19 protein-coding genes are annotated in these 20,016 nt (G+C 62.2%); all 19 read right to left on the bottom strand.

Going from position 1 to position 20,016, the window contains the following annotated elements:
* Positions 1–81 precede the first annotated feature (81 nt).
* Positions 82–1,134 (bottom strand): RNA 3'-terminal phosphate cyclase, encoded by a 1,053-nt coding sequence (gene rtcA, locus GBEM_RS14070; protein ID WP_012531249.1) that lies wholly within the window; start codon positions 1,132–1,134, stop codon positions 82–84.
* Positions 1,135–1,148: 14 nt separating this feature from the next.
* Positions 1,149–2,321 carry a 6-phosphofructokinase gene (locus tag GBEM_RS14075; RefSeq protein ID WP_012531250.1) on the bottom strand — a complete coding sequence of 391 codons (1,173 nt, stop codon included), beginning with the start codon at positions 2,319–2,321 and terminating at the stop codon, positions 1,149–1,151.
* A gap of 70 nt (positions 2,322–2,391) precedes the next feature.
* Positions 2,392–3,963, bottom strand: a complete 1,572-nt coding sequence (locus GBEM_RS14080) for a putative bifunctional diguanylate cyclase/phosphodiesterase (RefSeq protein WP_012531251.1) — start codon at positions 3,961–3,963, stop codon at positions 2,392–2,394.
* Positions 3,964–4,109: 146 nt separating this feature from the next.
* Positions 4,110–4,403, bottom strand: coding sequence for a hypothetical protein (locus GBEM_RS14085; RefSeq protein WP_012531252.1), 294 nt, complete (start codon positions 4,401–4,403; stop codon positions 4,110–4,112).
* A 314-nt stretch (positions 4,404–4,717) separates the two neighbouring features.
* Positions 4,718–5,173, bottom strand: a complete 456-nt coding sequence (locus GBEM_RS14090) for a DUF2889 domain-containing protein (protein ID WP_012531253.1) — start codon at positions 5,171–5,173, stop codon at positions 4,718–4,720.
* A 2-nt stretch (positions 5,174–5,175) separates the two neighbouring features.
* On the bottom strand, positions 5,176–6,000 hold the full coding sequence (locus GBEM_RS14095; protein ID WP_012531254.1) for a CoA-transferase subunit beta: 825 nt from the start codon (positions 5,998–6,000) through the stop codon (positions 5,176–5,178).
* Between the two features lies 1 nt (position 6,001).
* On the bottom strand, positions 6,002–6,964 hold the full coding sequence (locus GBEM_RS14100) for a CoA transferase subunit A (RefSeq protein ID WP_012531255.1): 963 nt from the start codon (positions 6,962–6,964) through the stop codon (positions 6,002–6,004).
* 62 nt (positions 6,965–7,026) lie between these two features.
* Positions 7,027–8,184 (bottom strand): acyl-CoA dehydrogenase family protein, encoded by a 1,158-nt coding sequence (locus GBEM_RS14105; protein ID WP_012531256.1) that lies wholly within the window; start codon positions 8,182–8,184, stop codon positions 7,027–7,029.
* A 32-nt stretch (positions 8,185–8,216) separates the two neighbouring features.
* A complete protein-coding gene (locus tag GBEM_RS14110; protein WP_012531257.1) occupies positions 8,217–9,038 on the bottom strand; it encodes a CoA transferase in 822 nt (273 codons plus the stop codon).
* Between the two features lie 76 nt (positions 9,039–9,114).
* A complete protein-coding gene (cobO, locus tag GBEM_RS14115; RefSeq protein ID WP_012531258.1) occupies positions 9,115–9,645 on the bottom strand; it encodes a cob(I)yrinic acid a,c-diamide adenosyltransferase in 531 nt (176 codons plus the stop codon).
* The gene (locus GBEM_RS14120; protein WP_012531259.1) at positions 9,642–10,559 is read right to left on the bottom strand and encodes an electron transfer flavoprotein subunit alpha/FixB family protein; all 918 of its coding nucleotides are present in this window, start codon (positions 10,557–10,559) and stop codon (positions 9,642–9,644) included. Before GBEM_RS14120 ends, cobO begins: the two co-directional genes overlap by 4 nt.
* Positions 10,560–10,572: 13 nt before the next feature.
* Entirely contained in the window at positions 10,573–11,355 is a 783-nt protein-coding gene (locus tag GBEM_RS14125) for an electron transfer flavoprotein subunit beta/FixA family protein (RefSeq protein WP_012531260.1), read from the bottom strand.
* Positions 11,356–11,414: 59 nt separating this feature from the next.
* A complete protein-coding gene (locus GBEM_RS14130) occupies positions 11,415–13,559 on the bottom strand; it encodes a (Fe-S)-binding protein (protein WP_012531261.1) in 2,145 nt (714 codons plus the stop codon).
* 146 nt (positions 13,560–13,705) lie between these two features.
* Positions 13,706–14,845 carry an acyl-CoA dehydrogenase gene (locus tag GBEM_RS14135; protein WP_012531262.1) on the bottom strand — a complete coding sequence of 380 codons (1,140 nt, stop codon included), beginning with the start codon at positions 14,843–14,845 and terminating at the stop codon, positions 13,706–13,708.
* A gap of 51 nt (positions 14,846–14,896) precedes the next feature.
* Positions 14,897–15,679: an enoyl-CoA hydratase/isomerase family protein gene (locus tag GBEM_RS14140; protein WP_012531263.1), complete on the bottom strand. Its 783-nt coding sequence runs from the start codon at positions 15,677–15,679 to the stop codon at positions 14,897–14,899.
* A 21-nt stretch (positions 15,680–15,700) separates the two neighbouring features.
* A complete protein-coding gene (locus GBEM_RS14145; RefSeq protein WP_012531264.1) occupies positions 15,701–16,546 on the bottom strand; it encodes a 3-hydroxybutyryl-CoA dehydrogenase in 846 nt (281 codons plus the stop codon).
* A 28-nt stretch (positions 16,547–16,574) separates the two neighbouring features.
* Positions 16,575–17,750 carry a thiolase family protein gene (locus tag GBEM_RS14150; RefSeq protein WP_012531265.1) on the bottom strand — a complete coding sequence of 392 codons (1,176 nt, stop codon included), beginning with the start codon at positions 17,748–17,750 and terminating at the stop codon, positions 16,575–16,577.
* Between the two features lie 383 nt (positions 17,751–18,133).
* A complete protein-coding gene (locus tag GBEM_RS14155) occupies positions 18,134–19,300 on the bottom strand; it encodes a M24 family metallopeptidase (RefSeq protein WP_012531266.1) in 1,167 nt (388 codons plus the stop codon).
* A complete protein-coding gene (locus GBEM_RS14160; protein WP_012531267.1) occupies positions 19,245–19,829 on the bottom strand; it encodes a nitroreductase family protein in 585 nt (194 codons plus the stop codon). Before GBEM_RS14160 ends, GBEM_RS14155 begins: the two co-directional genes overlap by 56 nt.
* Positions 19,830–20,016 lie beyond the last annotated feature (187 nt).

Here is a 20,016-nt window from a genome sequence, read left to right on the forward strand (position 1 = left end):
CCGCAGCAACCGAAACGACGAAGGCGGCCCCCACACGGGCCGCCTTCTTTACTTCCATCCAGCGCTTCACCTCATGCCTCCCTATCGGGCGCGGTTTCCTGCCGGCACGATCCGCACCTCTCCCGGCGCGCCCTCCGCGCCTCCAAGTTCCGTTTTCAATTCCAGGAAATACCCCGCCACCAGGAGGTTGGTTTCGAGATGCGAGGTGATGCGCGAGGTCGCGAACCGCGACCCCTCCTGCGCCCGGGCAAGGTAGAGCACCAGTTGGTCGGCAAGATGCGGGTCCACCGGCATCCCGGTAGCATGGTGCTCCAGGAGCTCGCGCGCCACCTCCTCCCCCACCAGCTCCGCTGGTTTGCCGCGCGCGCCCAAGGAGGTGAACCCCGCCTCCGCGCGCTCGTAGTGGGCCTTGATGAAGATGAAGGTCCCCTGCCCGTAGACCCGCACCTCCCGCACTTCCAGGTCGATGGGGACCTCCTCTCCCAGTTCTTGCCGCAAAAGGTGGAGCGCCGAGCTGCGCTCCCTTTGCGCTATGGAGAGGGGGAGGTTTCCGACTGCAGAAAAGCCGGTGATCCGCAAAAGGCGCCCGCGCTCGGTGAGGGTGAGGGAGGACGGGGTTCCCTGCGGCTGAAGGCGGCAGCGTATCCTCCCACCCCCCTTCGGGTAGAAGCCGTACGCCTCCAGGTCGAGGTTGCCTCTGACTCCCAGGCGGGAGACGGCAGGCCAGAAGATTTCGGATAGGTAGTTCCAGCAGGGACTGAACGGGACGTGGGTGCCGCCGGTGACGGTGACGCTGCTTTTCCTGTCTGCGGACAAGAGCGCGGGGATGACGGTCTGCAGCACCAGGGAAACAGAGCCCGCGGTGCCGATGTCGAAACTGTAGTCGCCCCCCCGGACTGCCCGGGGGACGAAGCTGATCTCTGCGGAGCCGACCCGGTCTCCGGCCAGCTCCGCGGAAGAGATGCGGGCCGCGGCCTGCACCGCCATCAGGTGCTGGCGCATCAGGCCGGGCTTGGACCTGTTCTTGCGGATGTTGTGGATCCTGAAGCCTTGGCCGGTGAGGCAGGAGAGGCTGAGCGCGCTGCGCAGCACTTGCCCTCCCCCCTCACCGACGCTGCCGTCGATCTCTATCATATGTTTGTCTGGGATTAGTACAGGAACATCGGTTTGCCGAGTACGTGGCGCACCTTGGGGCGGTACTCCGCGAGGTCGTAGAGTTCGGCCACGTCTACCCGCTTCTCGCCTTGCATGATGGTGCTGATCGGGATGTGCCGGTAGGTCCCTCCCTGCAGGGATACCATCCTTCCCGACATCCCCTCGCTGATCAGATCCATGGTCATATTGGCGTAGTTGTAGGCGACCATGAGGTCGAGGGAGTCAGGGGCGCCGCTGCGCATGAGGTAAGAGAGCTGCTGGTAGATGATGTGCGAACCGGTGAGCCCCTTCACCGCCTCGCTCACTACCACGCCGATGCCCCCCAGCTTCTTGTGGCCGTAGGCATCCTCCTGGCCGTACTCGACGGTCTGCCCGCCGATCATCGATGCCCCTTCGGATACGGTCACCATGGCGTAATTGCTGCGATTTGATCTTTTGTCTTCCTGCAAGAGGAGGGCGAGCCTTTCGACATCGAAGGGAACCTCGGAGATGAGGGCGCGATCGACCCCGGCAAGGTACGCGGAGATGAGGGAGGTTTCGCCCGAGTTGCGCCCGAAGAGCTCGACCACCGCAATCCTCTCATGGGAGCCGGCGCTGGTCCTCAGGTTGTGGATGAAGTTGACGCTGCGGGTCACGGCCGTGGAAAAGCCGATGCAGTAGTCGGTGCCGAAAACGTCGTTGTCCATGGTCTTGGGAATGGCGACCACCGGGACCCCCTCGCGGAAGAGGCGTTCGGCGTAGCTTAAGGTATCGTCGCCGCCGATGGCGATCAAGGAGTCGACCCCCAGGTGCTCCAGGTTGGCGAGAACATGTTGGGTGAAATCGTGATGCCCGGGGTTAAGCGGATCGAAGTCTGCGCCGCGCAGGAACTCAGGCACGTCGGCGGTCGCCACTTTGCCCGGGTTGGTGCGGCTTGTGTGCAGGAAGGTGCCGCCGGAGCGGTCTACGGTGCGAACCGAGTGCCGGTCCAAAGGCATCAGGGTGCTCTCGCCGGAGTGCGGGTCGTCGCGGTTGTAGGCTAGGAGTCCGCCCCAGCCGCGCCGGATGCCGAGGACCCGGTAGCCGTTCTCTACGGCGCGGGTCACCAAGGTTTTCAGGGCAGGGTTCAGCCCAGGCACATCGCCCCCGCCAGTCAGCACCCCCACCGTCTTTTGTCTGTCACCCATGAGCAGACTCCTTTCTAGTGATTAATGGAATTAGAGAACGCTCACTATTATATAGGTGGAGATGTGCATTTCAAGCTTTCTTGTCGTCGGCGAGATGCCTGATGAAATCGGCCATTTCAGAGGCGACGAGGGGGCGGGAGAAATAGAAACCCTGCATGTAGCGGCAGTCGATGGAGGAGAGGAATTCCTTTTGCGCCTCGGATTCCACCCCTTCTGCGATGGCCTCCATGTCAAGGCATTTGGACATGAACATGATGGTGGTGGCGATGGCGGCGTCGTCCGAAGAGGTGACGACGTCGCTGACGAAGGACTTGTCTATCTTGAGCGCCTGGAAGTGGTAGTGCTTGAGAGAAGAGAGGGACGAGTAGCCGGTGCCGAAGTCGTCTATCTGGATGTTGGTTCCCATCCGCTGCAGGCGCTCCAGCACCCCGAGCGCCTCCGTCTCGTAGATCATCAGCGACTGCTCCGTGATCTCGAGCGTGAGCCGGTCCGGGGGGAGTTTGCTGTCGTTCAGCGCCTTCTCGATCACCTCTTCCAGGTCCTGATGCGAGAAAACGGAAGGGGAGAGGTTGACGGCGACGTTCAGGTCCAGCCCCTCGTTGCGGTACCAGCGCGCCGCCTGGGAACAGGCATTCTTCAGCACCCACTCGGTCAGCGGCCAGATGAGGCCAGCCTTCTCGGCCACGGGGACGAAGCTCGCCGGCCCGAGCACTCCCAAGTGCGGGTGCTTCCAGCGCACCAGTGCCTCAACTCCGATGACGCGCATGTTGGAGGTATCCAGCTTGGGCTGGTAAACCAGGAACAACTCGTCGTAGTTGATGGCACGCAAGAGCCCCTGTTCCAACTGCAGGGTATGGTCGCGCTCTTCCCGCCATTCGCCGCCATAGAAGCAGAAGGTCGCGCGTCCCTGCTGCTTCGCCTGGTTCAGGGCGAAATCGGCCATCTTGAAGAGCTGCATGGGATCGTCAGCGTCGGAAGGAAACATGGCGATGCCGATGCTGACGCTGGTCTTCAGCGTCTCGCCATCCACCTGCACCGGCGCCGACAACGACTCCAGCACACGCCTGGCGACAACCCCCGGCCCGTCCGGCATATCGGGGTGGCGCAGCAGCATGGCGAACTCGTCCCCCCCCACCCGGGCCACCAGGTCTTCTCCGCGTTTGGCGCAGTCGGTGAGCCGTCGCGCTGTCTCGATTAGGACCGCGTCTCCCACGAAATGCCCACGCCTGTCGTTGACGAATTTGAACCGGTCCAGGTCGAGAAACAACAGGGCGACAGACTCCCTGCGGCGTTTGACGTATTCGATGGACTGCGCCAGGAAATCGTCGAAAGCCTGCCGGTTGTAGAGCCCGGTGAGCCCGTCGCGTATGGCCTGCTCGCGGATGCTCGACTCGATGGCCCGATGCCTTGCTTCGCTCTTGTCGCTGAGCAGATAGACGATGACGGTCATGGTGGCGACCCCGAAAAGCTCGAGGATGCTAAGGGCGAGGTAGGTGAGTTCGCGGTCTACAAATATGCTACGGAAGAGAAGGTGGGCAAGAAGAAGCCAAGAGAGGCTGCTGAAGGCGAAGATGGAGCTGATGGCGGCGGGGGAGAGCCCCCCTATCCAGCTGAAAAGTCTGCGTATTCCGACGCGACCCATAGCTTTCTCCTCGCTCCAGGGGAAAAAAACACCGTCCTAGTATAGCGCAGGGATGGAAAAAGACGTTGCGGCGCAGAAATTGAAACAAAGGAGAGCAGGAACGGCAGGTGAGTCGACGTCCGGTTGGCGAACCAGGCGAGGAGGGATCAGGTGGTGAGGTAATAGGTGATTTCGTTGTGCCCCACCAGGAGATCCAAGCCGATAAGCGCCGGACCCGGGCAGGGAACCGCGCCGATTTCAGCCAGGAAGTCCGATGCGAAGCTGCCGCAATCAGGGGTGAAGAAGAGGTCGGCGCCTCCGTCCTCGTTTCCCTTTTGGAAAAGGGCCATGGCGCGCGGTCCGCCTGCGGCGCGGAATGAGGAGGTGAAGCCGTCCTTTATCGGGGCGATCTTCCCGGCTGCAACTTCCTCCGGGGTCAGGGTCAAACGATGCCAGGTCATATTGTTGCCTCTTCTGAGTCCCCCTTTGCAAAGGTTCGTCCGGCATATTCCGGGGACCGAGATTATGTTTGCCCATGCAGGTTTGTGGCGGCGGTCTCCCCTCGCCCTTTGGGAGAGGGGCGGGGGTGAGGGTGGTGCCCCAGCCAAGGTCTTGCCTTCGTGGCGTCTCCCTCACCCTGTCCCTCCCCCAGAGGGGGAGGGGACCCAAAGTTCCCGGCAATTCTGATGAGCTTTTACAAAGGGAAGCCCCGCTGTCCAAGGCGGGACCGCGATGTCTCGTGCAACGCTTCGTGCGCGACTATGTCCGAGATTGCTCAGCTTTTGTTGCGGGGGGAACGGTAACCGGCGCAGGTGCCGATCAACTTGTCGTGGATGGCGTCCATCATCTCCTGCTCGGTGGCTATTCCCGCAGCGGCGTTCAGGTTGAGGGCAAGCGGGAGCAGTCCGAGCAAGAGGTTGCGCATGTTGCCGCACCCTCCTCCTCCCCCCAGCACCTCGGCGAGCTTGCGCTGCAGCCCCTTGCCGATGGTGAAGCCCACAAGCCCTTGCATGCGGGCCGATACGTTGCCGCAATCGGGGGTGGGGGAGCGGTGGAAATCGGCTTTCGCCGAAACTATCTTCAACGTGGCCACGTCGACAACGACTTCGGCCACAACGTCATGGAACTTGTCCTTCAAAAGCGCCGTCAGCTTCGCGGTGCCGTCATCCTGCTTCAACAGACGATAGGAGATGTCCCTCTGGAAATCCTCCATCGGGTTCAATTCAGCCATTGCTACCCTTTGTGCTTCACCTTGGGAATGAAAATCTGCTCAGGGTCGAGCACACTGTGGATGAAGTGCAGCTCCTCCCTGGTCGGGGGCAGAGTTTCGCCGCTAACCCGCGAGATGTCAAGATCAAATTGACACATCTCGCGGATTTGCTCGGGGGAGTTACCCCGGTGGCAGGTGTCTAGGTAGATGCGCCCGGTCTCGTCGTCGAAGCGGAAGACGCCGGCCGTGCTGATGACGGCGGAGGGGCCTCCGCGGTAGGCGGAGCCGTAGAGTTCCTTGCGGTGGACGAAGCTCCCTTCAGGCCATTTCTTCACCCGCCATCCAGGGCTGGTGATGTAGCTCACCTGTTCGGTGAAGCGGCGCTTCTCGTGCACCATGATAAAGACGGTGCGTCGGGCGAAGGAGTTGATGTCGGGGTTGCCGCCGGAACCGGTGAGGCGGAGTTCGGGGTCGAGGTAGTTCCCGATGCAGGTGGTGTTCACGTTGCCGTACTCATCGACCTCCGCACCGCCGAGGAAACCTAAGTCGACGTACCCTCTTTGGGCCACGCTGAAGGCGTCGTAAAGCCCAGAGGAGCGGGAGGCTCCCATCTCGCAGCGCGCGTCGCCTACCGAGGTCGGAATCTGCGGTGGGCGCCCGTCCAGCGTCCCGGCCTCGAAGATCAACTTCAGGTTGGGGGCGTGGGTTTTCTGGGCCAGCATGATCGCCACCATGGGAAGGCCGGTGCCGGCGAAGACGATTTCGTTGTCCTTTACCTCGCGCGAGGCGGCGCAGCAGAGAAGATCGGGGAGGCCGTATTCTTCGGGAGTTGCGTAATTGCTTTCCATGTCATTGCCCCCTTTTCACGCCGGTGCTGTAGTTGAGCGCGGTATTGGCCTTGAGGTTCAGCATGCGCGGCCAGCCCAGTTTCTCCAGGTAGCTATGGTGGTCCTGACCGTGGATCCACTCCTTGGCAAAGTCGTCGAACCCTTCCTGGGTCCTGGTCCTGCCGTAGAAGTCCTTGAGGAAGGCTCCGTCCACGTCGTAGCGCCCGAACATCCCCGTGGGGTGTGCGCCGAAGGGGCATTCGACGATGTAATCGACCTCGAAGCTCGCTATGGTGTTGCGGTCGCTCTCCCGGCGCAGGTACTCCTCGGGGACAATCTCCTCCGCCATGACAATGGTGATGTCGGCGGCCCGGGCCGCTTCCGGGTCGGAGTAGAACTGGCCGTTCACCCGCACCGTCCCCTCCTCCCCCACCTGTTGCACGCACATGACCGCCACGTCGACCTTCGCCGCGGGGACCAGCACCTGCTCTCCGGCGCCGTAGAAGGGGTCCTCGGTGAAGATGTACTTGTGTTTGGGAATCCTTTTGCCGTCCCTGAGGCCCGCTCGTCCCAGCATGTCGTACTCGGGGTTGTGCAGGTCGGTCCCGAGCGAGGTCTGGGTCGCCGCGTAGGGGGCGCCGGAAGCCGCGGCGGCGAAGCGGAACAACATCTCCGCGTGGCTGTAGTCCTCGACGATGATCTCCTTGTTGCCGACCTTCCTGGAGAGGTTGGCGCCGTACTTGCCGTAAAGCTCATGGCCCACCCAGCACGACTCCCAGATGTCGACGCAGCCGGCACCGACGAGGAACTCGGTCTGCGGGCCGCCGTTGACCTCGATCAGGTGCAGCCCCTTGCGCCCCTGGCGGATCAGTTCGAACACCAGCGCGAAGGGGCGGCGCCAGATGGTGAAGCCGGAAAAGGTGAGGCTGGAGCCGTCCTTGATGATCTCCGCAGCCTGCTGTAAGGTGATGCGCTTGCCAGTCATAGACACCCTCCTGTTTTCTCAATCAGTCGGACCTGTCTGACCTGTCTGACCTGTCGGACGCTTCAATTGAAGTTGCGCAATATCTCCCTGGCTATGATCACCCGCTGAATCTCGTTGGTACCCTCGTAAATAGCGGTGATGCGGGCGTCGCGGGCATAGCGTTCGACGGGGAAGTCGCGGGTGTAGCCGTACCCCCCCAGCATCTGGACCGCGCTGTAGCAGGCCCGGTTCGCCGCCTCGGTGGCGTACATCTTGGCCATGGAGGCTTCCTTGGCAAAGGACTTGCCGGCATCCTTGCGGTAGGCGGCCTGCATCAGCAACAGGCGCGCGGCCTCAAGCTCCGTGTAGGCCTCGGCTACCATCCACTGGATGGCCTGGAAATTGGTGATCTTCTGCCCGAACTGCACCCTCTCGCTGGCGTACCTGGTGGCGAAGTCCATCGCCGCAAGTCCCACTCCCAGCCCAAGGGAACCGATGCCGATCCTCCCGCCGGCCAACTCGCCGACCGCTATGCGGAAACCGTCGTTCAGCTTCCCCATCAGGGCGTCCTTGGGAATCCTGCAGTTGTCAAAGAGCACCTCGCAGGTGGCGGAGGCGTGCTGGCCGGTCTTCTCTTCCTGCTTCCCTATCACCAGCCCGGGCGCGCCCTGCTCCACCAGGAAACAGCTGATTCCTTTCCCTTTGGGAGCGTCCTTATCGGTGACGGCCCAGACCACGAAGACACCGGCGTACGGGGCGCTGGTGATGAAGATCTTGGAGCCGTTCAGCACCCACTGGTCCCCCTCCGCTACCGCGGAGGTAGTCATGCCGGCCGGATCGGAACCAGCACCGGTCTCGGTCAGGGCGAAGGCACCGGCGGCGTACTCTCCCGAACAGATGCGCGGGATGTACTTCTTTTTTTGCTCGGCCGAGCCGATCGCCTGGATCACCTCGCAGACCATGTTGTTGACGGACACGGTGACCGCCGTGGAGGCGCAGGCCCGGGCGATCTCGGTCATGGCGACGCTGAAGGCGACCACTCCCGCTTCCGATCCTCCGTACTCGGCGGAGACGTTCAGCCCCATGAAGCCTAATTCCGCCAGCTTCTTCAAGTTGGCGAGGAAAGCGGGGCGGTCATCCTCCCGGTCAAGCCTCGCCGCCAGCGGCTCCAACTGCGCCTTGGCGAATTCGCGCGCAGTCTCCTGAATCAGCTTCTGCTCTTCGTTTAGTTCCAGAAACATCGATTCCTCCCTTCAGGTGCAACCCCAGGTCATCACGCCAAAGCGACTATCGGCACATCGTTTTCCTGCCCCCACTGTTGCCAATTTGCCGCGCTTTTTTCGGCGAAAGCGGCGCGGTACCCTTCGTCGCCGCCGATTCCAAGCGTCTCCTCGATCCTTTTCTTGAAGTGCGGCTCAAGCGCCGCAACGGCAACCCAGCCGTCGCTCGCTGCGTAGAGGTTGTACTCAGGCAATCCCCCGCCAAGAGTGGCGCCGGGGACGGTGCAGCCGTAGCGAAGCGGCTCGGCCATGGCCTCCGCTGCGGAGGAAAGGGCCACCTCCAGGTACCCGCTCCCCAGCCCGCGCTCGCGTCCCAGCAATAGCGCCAGCGCGCCGCTCAAGGTCTGCTCGGCGCCGGCCATGTCCGCCAAAAGGGTGCGCGGCATGTGGGGCGGGGTCAAAAGGCCCAGGGACGCCTGGTAGGTCAGGTCGTGCCCCGCCTCGTTCTCCCGAGGGGCGGGGTAGCCAACGATGGCCACCTGACAAAGGACGGGGTGCTTCTCGTGCAAGCTCTTCCAGCCAAGCCCCCGCCGCTCCAGGGCTGCCGGACGGGTGGCGGTAATGAGGAGATCCGCCTCGGAGAGAAGAGCGTCAAGGCGTGCCAGGTCCGCGGGCGCCTTCAGGTCGAGCCGCACGACGCTCTGCCCGTCCGCCATGTCCTGGTACCACGCTGCCTGGTAGCTCTGCATCGGGTCGCCAGTTGGGGGCTCGACCTTGGTCACGCTCGCTCCCATCGCCGTGAGCCGCCTAGCCGCCGCCGGCCCCGGCAGGTTCACCGCCAGGTTCACCACCTTTATCCCCGCGAGCATTTTCATCCTTCTCCCCTTTATCACTGGTTCATCGTGAAAATTGCGTGGAAAGCCGCTCTTTGTCCCCCTCCCCGCCCCCCTATCACTTCTCGATCCCGGTCCGGGCCGGCACGCCTGCCTGGTAGTAATGCTTCACCTCGACCATCTCGGTGACCAGGTCAGCTGCCTCGATGACCCGGGGGTCGGCGCTTCTTCCCGTCAGCACCAGCTCCACCTGCTCGGGCCTTAGCTTGATGAGGTCAAGAATGTCCTCGACGGTGATGAGGCCGAACCAGGCCGCACCGTTGATTTCGTCAAGGATGACCAGGTCGTATTCGCCGCCGGTCAGGGTCTCGCGAGCGAGGTTCAGCGTTCCCCGGGCTATGGCTACGTCCTGCGGGTCCAGCCGGTCCTTATAGATCCAGCAGTCCCGCCCGGTCTGATGGATGGTGAGCAGCGGCGCCAGCCGCTCGGCGGCTATATGCTCGCCGTACTCCCCTCCCCCTTTGATGAACTGGACCATGCAGACCTTGAGCCCCCGCCCGACCGCCCGGAGCGCCAGCCCCAAGGCGGCGGTGGTCTTTCCCTTGCCGTTGCCGGTGTAGACCTGTACCTTCCCTTCCGTCAGGCTCATCTGGCGCACCTTGCCGTCATCGCCGGCACGAACTGCAACACGTCTGCCACGATCAGGACGTCGGCTATCTCGCCTATGGGCGCATCCTTGTCCTTGTTGATGGCGACTATGAAGTCCGCCATTTTCATCCCCGCCAGGTGCTGAATCGCGCCGCTGATGCCGCAGGCGACGTAGAGCTTCGGGCTGACGGTCTGGCCGGTGGTCCCGACTTGGTGGCTGTGGGGCGCCCATCCTGCGTCGACGACGGGACGGCTCGCGCCCAGTTCCCCACCGAGCGCCTTGGCAAGCTGCGCGATCACCTGGACGTTCTCTTTCTTCCCCACGCCGCGCCCGGCACTGACGATCACCTCGGCCCTGGTGAGATCGACGTCCTTTTGCTCAGCAGCCTCATACCCTACGAATTCGGTCTTTCCGGCTGGGTCCGCCACGTCAATCCCCTCAACCTGGGGCGCACCCTGCGGCTCACCCTGGGGGGAGAAGGCACCGGCCTGGATGGTGACCACGGTCCGCGCGCTCTTGGGGGCGACGGTCCGGCGCAGCTTGGCGTTGCAGCAGGTCACTTCAAATTTTCCGTCGGGAAGCCCCACCACCTCGGACACCTGGCCGATGCGGAGAGCGGCGGCCACGCGAGGCGCCAGGTCCCAGCCGTAGGACGAGTGCACGAATACGATGTAGTCGGGGTTCTCCTTGGCGACCGCCTCCAGCACCAGCTTCTTGTGCAGGTCGGGGTTGTACTCGCCGTACTTGGCTACGTCAGCCAGGTATAGCTTGCCGGCGAACTTCGGGAGATCGGCTGGGCTTCCCACCAGCACCATGGCGCTCTCGGCGCCTAACAGGCCGGCAAAGGCCTGCAGTTCATAGGTGGTCTCCAGCAGTTTCCCCTGCCTGTATTCCGCGATAAGCAACGCTTTCATAGCTGTTCTCCTTTCAGGCCGCACGCAACACGGTGGTCTTTTCCTTGAGAATCCCCATCAGTTTGTCGAGCTGGTCGTTCACCTCGCCCTCGATGACGATGCCGCCTCCCCTCTTAGCGGGAGGATACATGCCGCCGGTCCCGGTGACCTCGGCTTCCTTCAGGAGCTCCGAGACAGCTTGGACGAGGATTTCCTTTTTCTTCGCCTTCATGATGTTGGGAAGCGTCGGGTACCGGGGGGTGTTGAGCCCCAGCTGGCAGGTGACTACAGCGGGGAGCTTCAGCTTAACAACCCCTTTGCTGCCGCCTTCCAGTTCGCGTTTCGCCGTGATCACACCCGCGTCGAAAGCAAAGCCGACCAGGGTGGTGGCGCAGCCAAAGCCCAGCAACTCGGCGACGGTGACCCCGACCTGCGCGGAGCCGCGGTCCTGGGACTGCATCCCGGTGAAGACCACGTCGTACCCCTGCCCCGCAGCGTGCCCCGCTATGACCGAGGCGACCTGCCAGGGGTCCTTCTGGTAGTACTTGTCATCCTTCACGTGAACCGCCCGGTCGGCCCCCATCGCCAGCGCCTTCTTCAGCGCCTCGACCACGCGGTCCGGCCCCATGGAGAGGACCGTTATCTCAGGCTCGCCCCCCAACTGTTCTTTCAACTGAACGGCCTGCTCCACCGCATATTCGTCGTACTCGTTCATCCGGAAAGCGAGGTCCGCCTCGTCGTACCAGGTACCTTCGCTGTTGAGCTTGAACCGCGATTCCATGTCAGGAACCTGCTTGATGCATACCAGTATCTTCATGGCCTCCTCCTTGTTGACTCTTTTGTAGCTGCGGCTTTGCCGCCGCTTGTCGATGCGGTTCAGGCAGCGTCCTTGCCGTTTACACCCGAAATCTCTGTGGTTTCTCCCGCTTTTTCTGTCTCTGCCGAAACCGGTTCCGCCCCTGCCGCCGAAGCTTCCGTAACCTGCGGAATCCCTGTGGGCAAGAAGGTGTCGAGCACCGCGGAGAGGTCGGCTGCCGGCTGCAGCCTCTCCACGACGATCTCGGCCAGGTCCCGAGCCTTCAGCTTCCCTTCGCACTCGCCGGTCTTGATGCCGTCTTCGAACATGGTGAGGCAGAAGGGGCAGTTGGATACCAGGACGGGTGCCCCGGTCGCTTCCGCCATGTGGACCCTCTTCACGTTGATCCTGTTCCCCAGTTTCTCCTCGGCGAGGATCCTGCCCCCCCCTGCGCCGCAGCAAAAGCTTTCCTTTTCCGATTTCTCCATCTCGTTGATGCGCCCGCCCGCGGCGTGCAGTATGTCGCGCGGCTGCTGGATGATGTCCTGGTAGCGCCCGAGATAGCAGGAATCGTGGTAGGTGTAGTCGAACTGCCGCTCGTCGAGGACAAGGGTCCCCTCCTTGAGCAGGCGGTCGATGAAGACCGTGTAGTGCTCCACCTGCGCATCCAGCCCCAGGTCCCGGTAGTCGCGCCCGAGCGTGTTCATGCAGTGCGGGCAGGTGGTGACGATCCGCTTGATGCCGTACCCGTTGATCAGTTCGATGTTCTCCTGGGCCGCCATCTGGTACAGGTACTCGTTGCCGAGCTTCCTGACCGGCTCCCCGCAGCACTTCTCCTCCTTGCCGAGGATGCCAACCTTGATCCCCGCAGCGTTGCAGATCTTAACGAAGCTTTTGGCGACCTCCTGGTTTCGCTTGTCGAAGGAGGCGTAGCAGCCGACGAAGTACAGCACGTCCACGTCAGCCCCACCCTCCGACAGGATCTGCACATCCAGCCCCTCGGTCCAATCCCCGCGGCCGGCGTAGGCGAGGCCGAAGGGGTTGCCGTTCACCTCGACGTTGTTGACGGCGACCATGACCTCCTCGCCGGGGAACTCCCCCTGCATCAGGACCAGGTTGCGGCGCATCTCGATGATCTTGTTCACATGCTCCACATCCGCCGGGCAGATCTCCTGGCAGGCGCGGCAGGTGGTGCAGGACCAGAGCGCGTCGTTGCCGACCGTCTCGATCAGGCTCTTGTCGGGGTCGCCGAAGGCCAACTCGCCTACCTGCTGCACCACCTTCATCGGGGAGAGCGGCTTCTCGGTGTTGTGGGCCGGGCAGCGGTCCTGGCATCTCTTGCAGGAGGTGCAGGCGTCGGCGTCGAAGATGTCCTTCCAGGAGAATTCCGAAACCTTCTCCACGCCGAACTGCTCCACCCCCTCCTCTTCCAGGTTTATGGTGGCGATGGACCCCTTGGGGCGGAGGTCGGTGAAGAGGTAGTTGGCCGGCGTGGTGATCAAGTGACGGAATTTGCTCCAGGGAATAGAGACGATGAACCCGAGGACCAGCAGGAAATGACCCCACCACCAGAGCGTGTGCAGCTGCCGCAGGGAAACCTCGTCCTGGGCGGAGAACTGGTTGGCCACGAACATCCCGATGGGGGACCAGCGCGCCAGCTCAGGATTCATCCGCAGTTCGGTCGCGGCGATGCGCACACCTTCCGCCAGGAATCCGGTGAAGATGATCGCGGTCAGGAGGCCATGCATCAGGTAATCGTCGCGGGTGATCTTGAGCCCCTCCGGCCGGTAGACAAAGCGGCGCAGCATCAGGCCCAAAAGCATGAGGAAGGCGGCAGCGCCTGCCAGGTCGAGCGCCAGGGAATAGAACTTATAGAAGGAGCCCTTGAGGATCACCACATTGAAGAGCGGCTGGGTCAGGTCGGCCTGGAGCATCACCAGCAGCGTCCCGATGAAGAGGGTGACAAAGCCCCAGAAGAAGAGGCCGTGGGGAAAGCCGGGACCGCTGACGCGCAGCACCTTCGCCTGGCCGAACAGGTTCTTGAGCAGGAAGGGGATACGTTCCCCCAGGGCGTCGAGCCGGTTCAGTTCCTTCCCCTGGCGGTACACCTCGACCCGCTGGTAGATGCCGTAACAGCAGGCGGCGACGGCGACCAGCGTCAGCAGGTACATGGGGAGCACGACCCCGTGTCCGACGTTCCAATAGATTTCCCTGGTAGCTTCCATGGTCGACTCCTGCGCGTTTATTGATCTCTCCTGAGGGAGCCGCCTTCCCGGGCAGCAACCCGACGACGCCCAGCGTTGTCCCAAAGTCCCCCCTCCCCTAGCGGGAGGGGGTTAGGGGGTGGGGGGTAGGTGCCATCATTTCTGAATTAAGACAAGAGCAGCTTCGAGACCACAACGCGCTGAACCTCGTTGGTCCCCTCGTAGATCTCGGTGATCTTCGCGTCGCGGTACATCCGCTCCACCTCGTAGTCGACGATGAAGCCGTACCCGCCGTGGATCTGGATCGCCTCCTTGGTGACGAAGGTTGCCGCCTCCGAGGCGAGCATCTTACACATGGCGGACTCCATGGTGTAGTTCTTCTTGCTGTCCTTCAGGCAGGCAGCCTTGTAGGTCATGAGCTTGCTGGTCTCGATCTTCGCGTACATGTCGGCCAGCTTGAACTGGATCGCCTGCAGCTCGCAGATGGGATGGCCGAACTGCTTTCTCTCCTTGGAGTAGGCAAGCGCCAGGTCGAAGGCGCCTTCGGCGATGCCGAGAGCCTGGGAGGCGATGCCGATGCGGCCGCCGTTCAGGGTGTCCATGGCGATCTTGAACCCCTGCCCTTCCTGCCCTAGGAGGTTCTCCACCGGAATGCGGACGCTGTCGAGGGCGAAGGCGGTGGTGTAGCTGCCGCGGATGCCGAGCTTCTTCTCGTTCTTGAGGATCTCGACCCCCGGGGACTGCAGGTCGATGATGAAGGCGGAGACCCCTTTGTGCTTGAGGTTTTTGTCGGAGGTGGCGAAGAGCACGCCGGTTCCCTTGTAGCCGCCGTTGGTGATGAAGATCTTCGAACCGTTGATCACGAAATGATCGCCGTCGCGCTTGTAGGTGGTGGCGATGGCCCCGGCGTCGCTGCCGGCGTCCGGTTCGGTCAGGAGGAAGCAGCCGATCACCTTGCCGGTGTTCAGGTCCGGGAGCCATTTTTTCTTCTGCTCCTCGGTGCCGAAGGTGTAGATCGGGCCGCAGGCAAGGGAGGTGTGGGCCGAGATGAGGACGCCGCTGGAACCGCAGGCCTTGGAGACCTCCTCGACCACGATGGCGTAGGAGAGCATGTCGAGCCCCGCGCCGCCGTACTCTTCCGGCAGGTAGGAGCCGAGGAAACCCATCTCCCCCATCTTGCGCACCAGGTCGTCGGGGATCATATGCTCCTCGTCGATCTGCATGGCGAGCGGCTTGATCTCGTTCACCACGAAATCCCGAACGCTATCCTTCAACACCTTGTGGTCCTGGCTCAGTTCAAAGTTCATATCATCCCCCCTTGGTAAGAAAATCGTTGTCGGTTCCCGGCGCCGCTCCGGTTATTTCCCCTGGAACTTCGCCTTTCGCTTCTCCACGAACGCCCCCATTCCTTCCTTCTGGTCCTCGGTGGCGAAGAGGACGCCGAAGAGGGAGCTTTCGTAGCGGAAGCCGTCCTCCTTGGTCATGTTGAGCCCGTTGACGATGGCGTTCTTGGCGTAGCCGACGGCAACGGAGCCGTTTTTCGCCATCTCCCGGGCCAGGCCGAGGGCCTTCTCCTTCAGCTCGGGAAGCGGCGTAAGTTCGTTCACGATGCCCCACTCAAGCCCTTTGGCTGCCGTAATGATCCTGCCGCTGAATACCAGCTCCTTGGCCCGGTTCGGGCCGATGAGCCGGGCCAGGTTCTGCGTCCCGCCGAAGCCCGGGATGATCCCCAGAGTCACCTCGGGAAAACCGAACTTGGCGTTTTCGGAGGCGTAGATGACGTCGCAGGCCAGCGCCAGCTCCAGTCCTCCCCCTAAGGCATAGCCGTTCACCGCGGCGATGACCGGCTTAGTCATCTTCTCGATGAAGAGGACCAGCCGCTGCCCCTGCTGGGCGAACCGGTGTCCCTCGAAGGAGGTCATGGGGGCCATCTCCTTGATGTCGGCGCCGGCCACGAACGCCTTCTCGCCGGCGCCGGTGAGGATCACCGCCTTGACCGTTTGGTCCTGCTCGATCCCGTACAGGACGCATTCCAGTTCCGCCAGTACCGCGCTGTTCAGGGCGTTGAGGCTTTCCGGCCGGTTCACCGTCACCACTGCCACCCCTTCATTTATTTCACACAGGATATTCTTCGCGTCCATGAGATCTCCCCCAAAGAGATGCTAGTAGTTGTAAAAGCCCTTCCCGGATTTCTTGCCGAGGTAGCCTGCGTCCACCATCTTCACCAGGAGCGGGCAGGGGCGGTACTTCGGGTCCTTGAAGCCGTCGTGCAGCACGTTGCAGATGGCGAGCACCGTGTCGAGCCCGATGAAATCGGCCAACTGCAGGGGGCCCATCGGCTGGTTGGTGCCGAGCTTCATCCCCTTGTCGATGTCCTCGGCGGTAGCTATCCCTTCGTAGAGGGCGAAGACCGCCTCGTTGATCATCGGGATCAGCACCCGGTTCACGATGAAGCCGGGGTAGTCCTGGGAGACGGCCATCTGCTTGTTCAGGAGGCCTACCAGGTGCCCTATGGCCTCGAAGGTTTCGTCGCTGGTGGCGATGCCGCGGATTACCTCGACCAGCTGCATCACCGGCACCGGGTTCATGAAGTGCATCCCGATCACCTGATCCGGCCTTTTGGTCACTGCCGCGATGCGGGTAATGGAGATGGAGGAGGTATTGGAGGCGAGGATCGCTTCCTTTTTCACCACCTCGTCAAGCTTTCTGAAGAGATCGAACTTGAGCGCCTCGTTTTCGGTGGCGGCCTCGATGACGAGGTCGCAGCCGGCGAAGTCCTTGAGCTCCTTGGTGGCCGTGATGCGGGCCATGATCCCCTGGATGCTGGTGTCGAAGATGACCCCCTTCTTAGCCTGCCGCTCCAGGTTCTGCTCGATCGATTTGAGCGCTTTCGAAAGCTGTGCCTCGGAGATATCGAAGACCAGGACCTGGTAAGCGTGCTGCGCGAAAACGTGGGCGATCCCGCTTCCCATCTGCCCCGCCCCTAAAACACCGACTGTCTTGAACATGTAAGCCTCCCCCCTGCGAGAAAAGTGTCTAGACCCTTTCGAAAATGACCGCGACCGCCTCGCCGCCCCCGATGCAGAGCGTGGCGAGCCCATAGCGCGCCTGCCGCTTGTGCAGCTCCCGGATCAGCGTCCCGGCAAGCCGTGCGCCGCTCGCGCCGATGGGGTGCCCCAGGGCGCAGGCTCCGCCGTTGACGTTGACTTTGGCGGGGTTCAAATCAAGTTCTTTCATGGCAATCATGGTCACCGCGGCGAAAGCTTCGTTGATCTCGAAGAGGTCGATGTCCCCCACTTTCAGTCCGGCCCTGGCGCAGGCCGCCTGGATCGCCGTCACGGGGGCTTCGGTGTAGAGCTCCGGGTGCAGGCTACCGGTGGCGTAGGCAACCACGCGCGCCTTCGGGGTAAGGTTGCAGCGCTTCAGCGCCGACTCCCCAGCCAGGAGCGTGAAGGCTGCGCCGTCGTTGATGCTGGAGGCGTTGGCGGCGGTGATGGTCCCGTCCTTGCTGAACACCGGCCTCAACTGCGTCAGCTTGTCGAAGTCCACCTTGAACGGCTCCTCGTCGTCCGAGATCACCTCGTCCCCCTTGCGCCCTTTTTTCACCACCGGCGCGATCTCGTCCTTGAAGACCCCGCCGCGCACCGCGTCCTGGGCCAGCTTGTAGGAGCGCAGCGTGAATTCGTCCTGCGCCTCGCGGGTGAGCCCATGCTTTTTCACCGAAGCCTCGGCGATCTCTCCCATGTGCCGCCCGGAGTATGGGTCCTGCAGGCCGTCGTAAATCATCAGGTCGATGAGCGAGCCGTGCCCCATGCGGTAGCCGTAGCGCGCCTTCTTGAGCAGAAAGGGCGCGAGGGACATGTTTTCCATGCCGCCGGCCACAACGATTTCGGAATCTTCCAGCTGGATGGAGCCTGCCCCCAGCATGATCGCTTTTAAGCCGCTGCCGCAGACCTTGTTGATGGTCATGGCATGGGCGCTGTCCGGGATCCCGGCGCCGCGCATCGCCTGGCGCGCAGGAGCCTGCCCGCAGCCGCCGGAAAGAACCTGCCCGGCGATGACCTCGTCGACCTCGGCCGGGTCCAGGCCGGTCCGCTCCAGGAGAGCCTTGATGGCGCCCCCCCCAAGGACCGTAGCCTCAACATCCGAGAGAACGCCGCCGAAAGATCCGAACGGGGTTCTCTGCGACTCAACGACAAAGATGTCTTTCATGTCACCTCCAACAGCAGTTATTTGTGATGCGAATATATATGTCGTTTACGTGCATGTCAAGCATTTCTAGAACAGGTTTTTAGGAATTTAGCACGAGTTGGCAAAGGTGCAAGCTAAAGTACCCGTAAAGGTTGCATAAAACCGTTTGTCGAACAAGGGGATGGGGAAATTTTTTGCGGAAAAGGAGGGTTAGGGAGGGGGGGAAGGGGACTGGCTCCGCCAGGTGCCTGTCCCCTTTGAGCTACCCCCCTCCCTGACCCTCCCCCTCCGGGGGCGGGGACTCTAAAGGCAATACTCAAAAGGGGGGAAGCTCCGCTGAGCCTCCCCCCACTTTAACTGCAACTGCTGATTCTCTGTGATGGACACAGTGCGAAGGGATCCTGCTACAGGTACACGACCTCGTCCGGCATGTCGGTCAGCTTCACGCCGCCGTTTTTGCCGACCGCAAAGGTGTTCTCTATTCCGGCCACACCCTGACCCGGGAAGACGAACTTCGGTTCGATGGCAATGGTCTGCCCATCCCGCAGCGGCACCTTGAACCCTTGCGCCAGCACCGGGAACTCGTCCAGTTCGAGACCGACGCCGTGACCAACGAACTTGGCGTTCTCCCCGGGGGCCCCCATGAAGTTCCGGCCGAGGCCAGCTTCCTCCGCCATTTCGGCCGCCTTCAGGAACAGCTCCTCGCAGATCACCCCCGGCTTCAGATTGTCGACCAGGTATTTCTGGATGGCGAGCGCCGTGGCGAAGCCGTGCTCCAACTCGGGCGCCAGCTTGCCGATGACGAAAAAGCGCGTTATGTCCACGATGTAACCGTTGAAGATGCCGGTATAGTCGACGAGGATCGGGGTATTGGCTTTGATTACTGCGGCGGAAGCACCATGCGGGGAGGCGCTGGACATCCCCTGCCCGGTCACTGCGCCGTCGAAGAAGCCGGGGTCGCAGGCCGCGGATGAAACGGCAAGCCCCTGGAACAGTTCCTGATTGAAGGCGCGCATGCGCACGTAACCTTCGCTCCCCGCCTTTCTGAGCCGGCATTCGAACTCCGCCGCCAGGTCAACTTCGCGCATCCCCTCCTTCAGGAATCCCGGCACCTCCCTGAAGACCTGGCAGATCATGTCGCCGCTTTTCCGCATCTGCCCCAGTTCCCACTCAGACTTCACCGAGCGGATCTCGCGGTTGATGGCAGAGACGTCGACGAACTCGCGCCCCGGCAAAAGCTTCGCGTAGTAGTTGTACTGCTGCACCGGCGCCACGTCGAAGGTGAAGCCGATCTTCTGCAGTTCGGGCGGAAACAGCGCCGGAAACTCCTTACTGGACGGAAAGGGGACAGTCTCCTCGATGCAGCTTTCCTTGATCGCCCTGGAGACGCTTTTCCGCACCATCAGCCGCGGTTTCCCCTCGGCCGGGACCCAGAGCGTCGAATTCTGGCGGGTGCCGGTGAAATAGTAGACGTCGATGGGGTAGATGAAGAGCGCTCCGTCGATACCCTTTGCCTTAAGTTCCTGTTGCAGCCTGGTGATTCTCTGTTGCGATTCCTGCTTGTTCAGCATCCGTCACCCCCCAATCGTTGTAGTAGGCAATTTCATTCAAATCCTTGCGCGGGCGCTGTTTGGGATCCTGGTCGGGATACCCGAGCGGGGTCACGCCGATGACCCTGATACCGGCCGGAATGGCCAGCCCCGCCTTGATGGCGGGCTCATCATACCATCCCATCCAGCAGGTGCCAAGACCTAGGCCGTGCGCCGCGAGACAGATATGTTCGAAGGCGATGGCTGCGTCGGCTACGTAGTACTCGATGCCGTTCTCTAAGCCCGATTGAGTCGGGTCGGCGCAGACGACAATGACCACCGGCGCCTGGGCCAGCGCCTTCTTCCCAGGATTATCGTCCGAAAAGCCGTCGAGGAGCGCCTTTTTCCTCTCTGTAGAGTTCAGAACCAGAAAGCGCCAGCACTGCATGTTCTTCCAGGAAGGGGCAAGCCTGGCTGCATCCAGCACCTGCCCCACCTTCTCCCATTCGACCGGAGTGTCCTTGTACTTCCGGATGCTCCTTCTGCCGTTGATTGCCTCGAATACGTCCATGCGTTCTCCTTATCCGGTTCCTGTCCATCGCTTTGGCGTCGGCTTCTCCATGGTTGATCCGCCCAGCACAAACTCCCCCCTCCCGTAAAGGGAGGGGGAGAGCTGAAAACTGCTTGATCTAGATAAATGCCAATACCTAACCGCACAACACTGCTGTTATCCGCGTCATCCGTAAAATCCGCGTGCG

Source organism: Citrifermentans bemidjiense Bem (assembly GCF_000020725.1).
Classification (GTDB): Bacteria; Desulfobacterota; Desulfuromonadia; order Geobacterales; family Geobacteraceae; genus Geomonas; species Geomonas bemidjiensis.

What these genes read in the sequence shown, in the direction of transcription:
- cobO (WP_012531258.1), bottom strand. Translation starts at nt 9,645, where the DNA reads ATGAGCCTGACGGAAGGGAAGGTACAGGTCTACACCGGCAACGGCAAG.
- GBEM_RS14090 (WP_012531253.1), bottom strand. Translation starts at nt 5,173, where the DNA reads ATGGCTGAATTGAACCCGATGGAGGATTTCCAGAGGGACATCTCCTAT.
- GBEM_RS14105 (WP_012531256.1), bottom strand. Translation starts at nt 8,184, where the DNA reads ATGTTTCTGGAACTAAACGAAGAGCAGAAGCTGATTCAGGAGACTGCG.
- GBEM_RS14110 (WP_012531257.1), bottom strand. Translation starts at nt 9,038, where the DNA reads ATGAAAATGCTCGCGGGGATAAAGGTGGTGAACCTGGCGGTGAACCTG.
- GBEM_RS14150 (WP_012531265.1), bottom strand. Translation starts at nt 17,750, where the DNA reads ATGAAAGACATCTTTGTCGTTGAGTCGCAGAGAACCCCGTTCGGATCT.
- GBEM_RS14135 (WP_012531262.1), bottom strand. Translation starts at nt 14,845, where the DNA reads ATGAACTTTGAACTGAGCCAGGACCACAAGGTGTTGAAGGATAGCGTT.
- GBEM_RS14100 (WP_012531255.1), bottom strand. Translation starts at nt 6,964, where the DNA reads ATGACTGGCAAGCGCATCACCTTACAGCAGGCTGCGGAGATCATCAAG.
- GBEM_RS14155 (WP_012531266.1), bottom strand. Translation starts at nt 19,300, where the DNA reads ATGCTGAACAAGCAGGAATCGCAACAGAGAATCACCAGGCTGCAACAG.
- GBEM_RS14160 (WP_012531267.1), bottom strand. Translation starts at nt 19,829, where the DNA reads ATGGACGTATTCGAGGCAATCAACGGCAGAAGGAGCATCCGGAAGTAC.
- GBEM_RS14125 (WP_012531260.1), bottom strand. Translation starts at nt 11,355, where the DNA reads ATGAAGATACTGGTATGCATCAAGCAGGTTCCTGACATGGAATCGCGG.
- GBEM_RS14140 (WP_012531263.1), bottom strand. Translation starts at nt 15,679, where the DNA reads ATGGACGCGAAGAATATCCTGTGTGAAATAAATGAAGGGGTGGCAGTG.
- GBEM_RS14080 (WP_012531251.1), bottom strand. Translation starts at nt 3,963, where the DNA reads ATGGGTCGCGTCGGAATACGCAGACTTTTCAGCTGGATAGGGGGGCTC.
- rtcA (WP_012531249.1), bottom strand. Translation starts at nt 1,134, where the DNA reads ATGATAGAGATCGACGGCAGCGTCGGTGAGGGGGGAGGGCAAGTGCTG.
- GBEM_RS14120 (WP_012531259.1), bottom strand. Translation starts at nt 10,559, where the DNA reads ATGAAAGCGTTGCTTATCGCGGAATACAGGCAGGGGAAACTGCTGGAG.
- GBEM_RS14075 (WP_012531250.1), bottom strand. Translation starts at nt 2,321, where the DNA reads ATGGGTGACAGACAAAAGACGGTGGGGGTGCTGACTGGCGGGGGCGAT.
- GBEM_RS14130 (WP_012531261.1), bottom strand. Translation starts at nt 13,559, where the DNA reads ATGGAAGCTACCAGGGAAATCTATTGGAACGTCGGACACGGGGTCGTG.
- GBEM_RS14085 (WP_012531252.1), bottom strand. Translation starts at nt 4,403, where the DNA reads ATGACCTGGCATCGTTTGACCCTGACCCCGGAGGAAGTTGCAGCCGGG.
- GBEM_RS14145 (WP_012531264.1), bottom strand. Translation starts at nt 16,546, where the DNA reads ATGTTCAAGACAGTCGGTGTTTTAGGGGCGGGGCAGATGGGAAGCGGG.
- GBEM_RS14095 (WP_012531254.1), bottom strand. Translation starts at nt 6,000, where the DNA reads ATGGAAAGCAATTACGCAACTCCCGAAGAATACGGCCTCCCCGATCTT.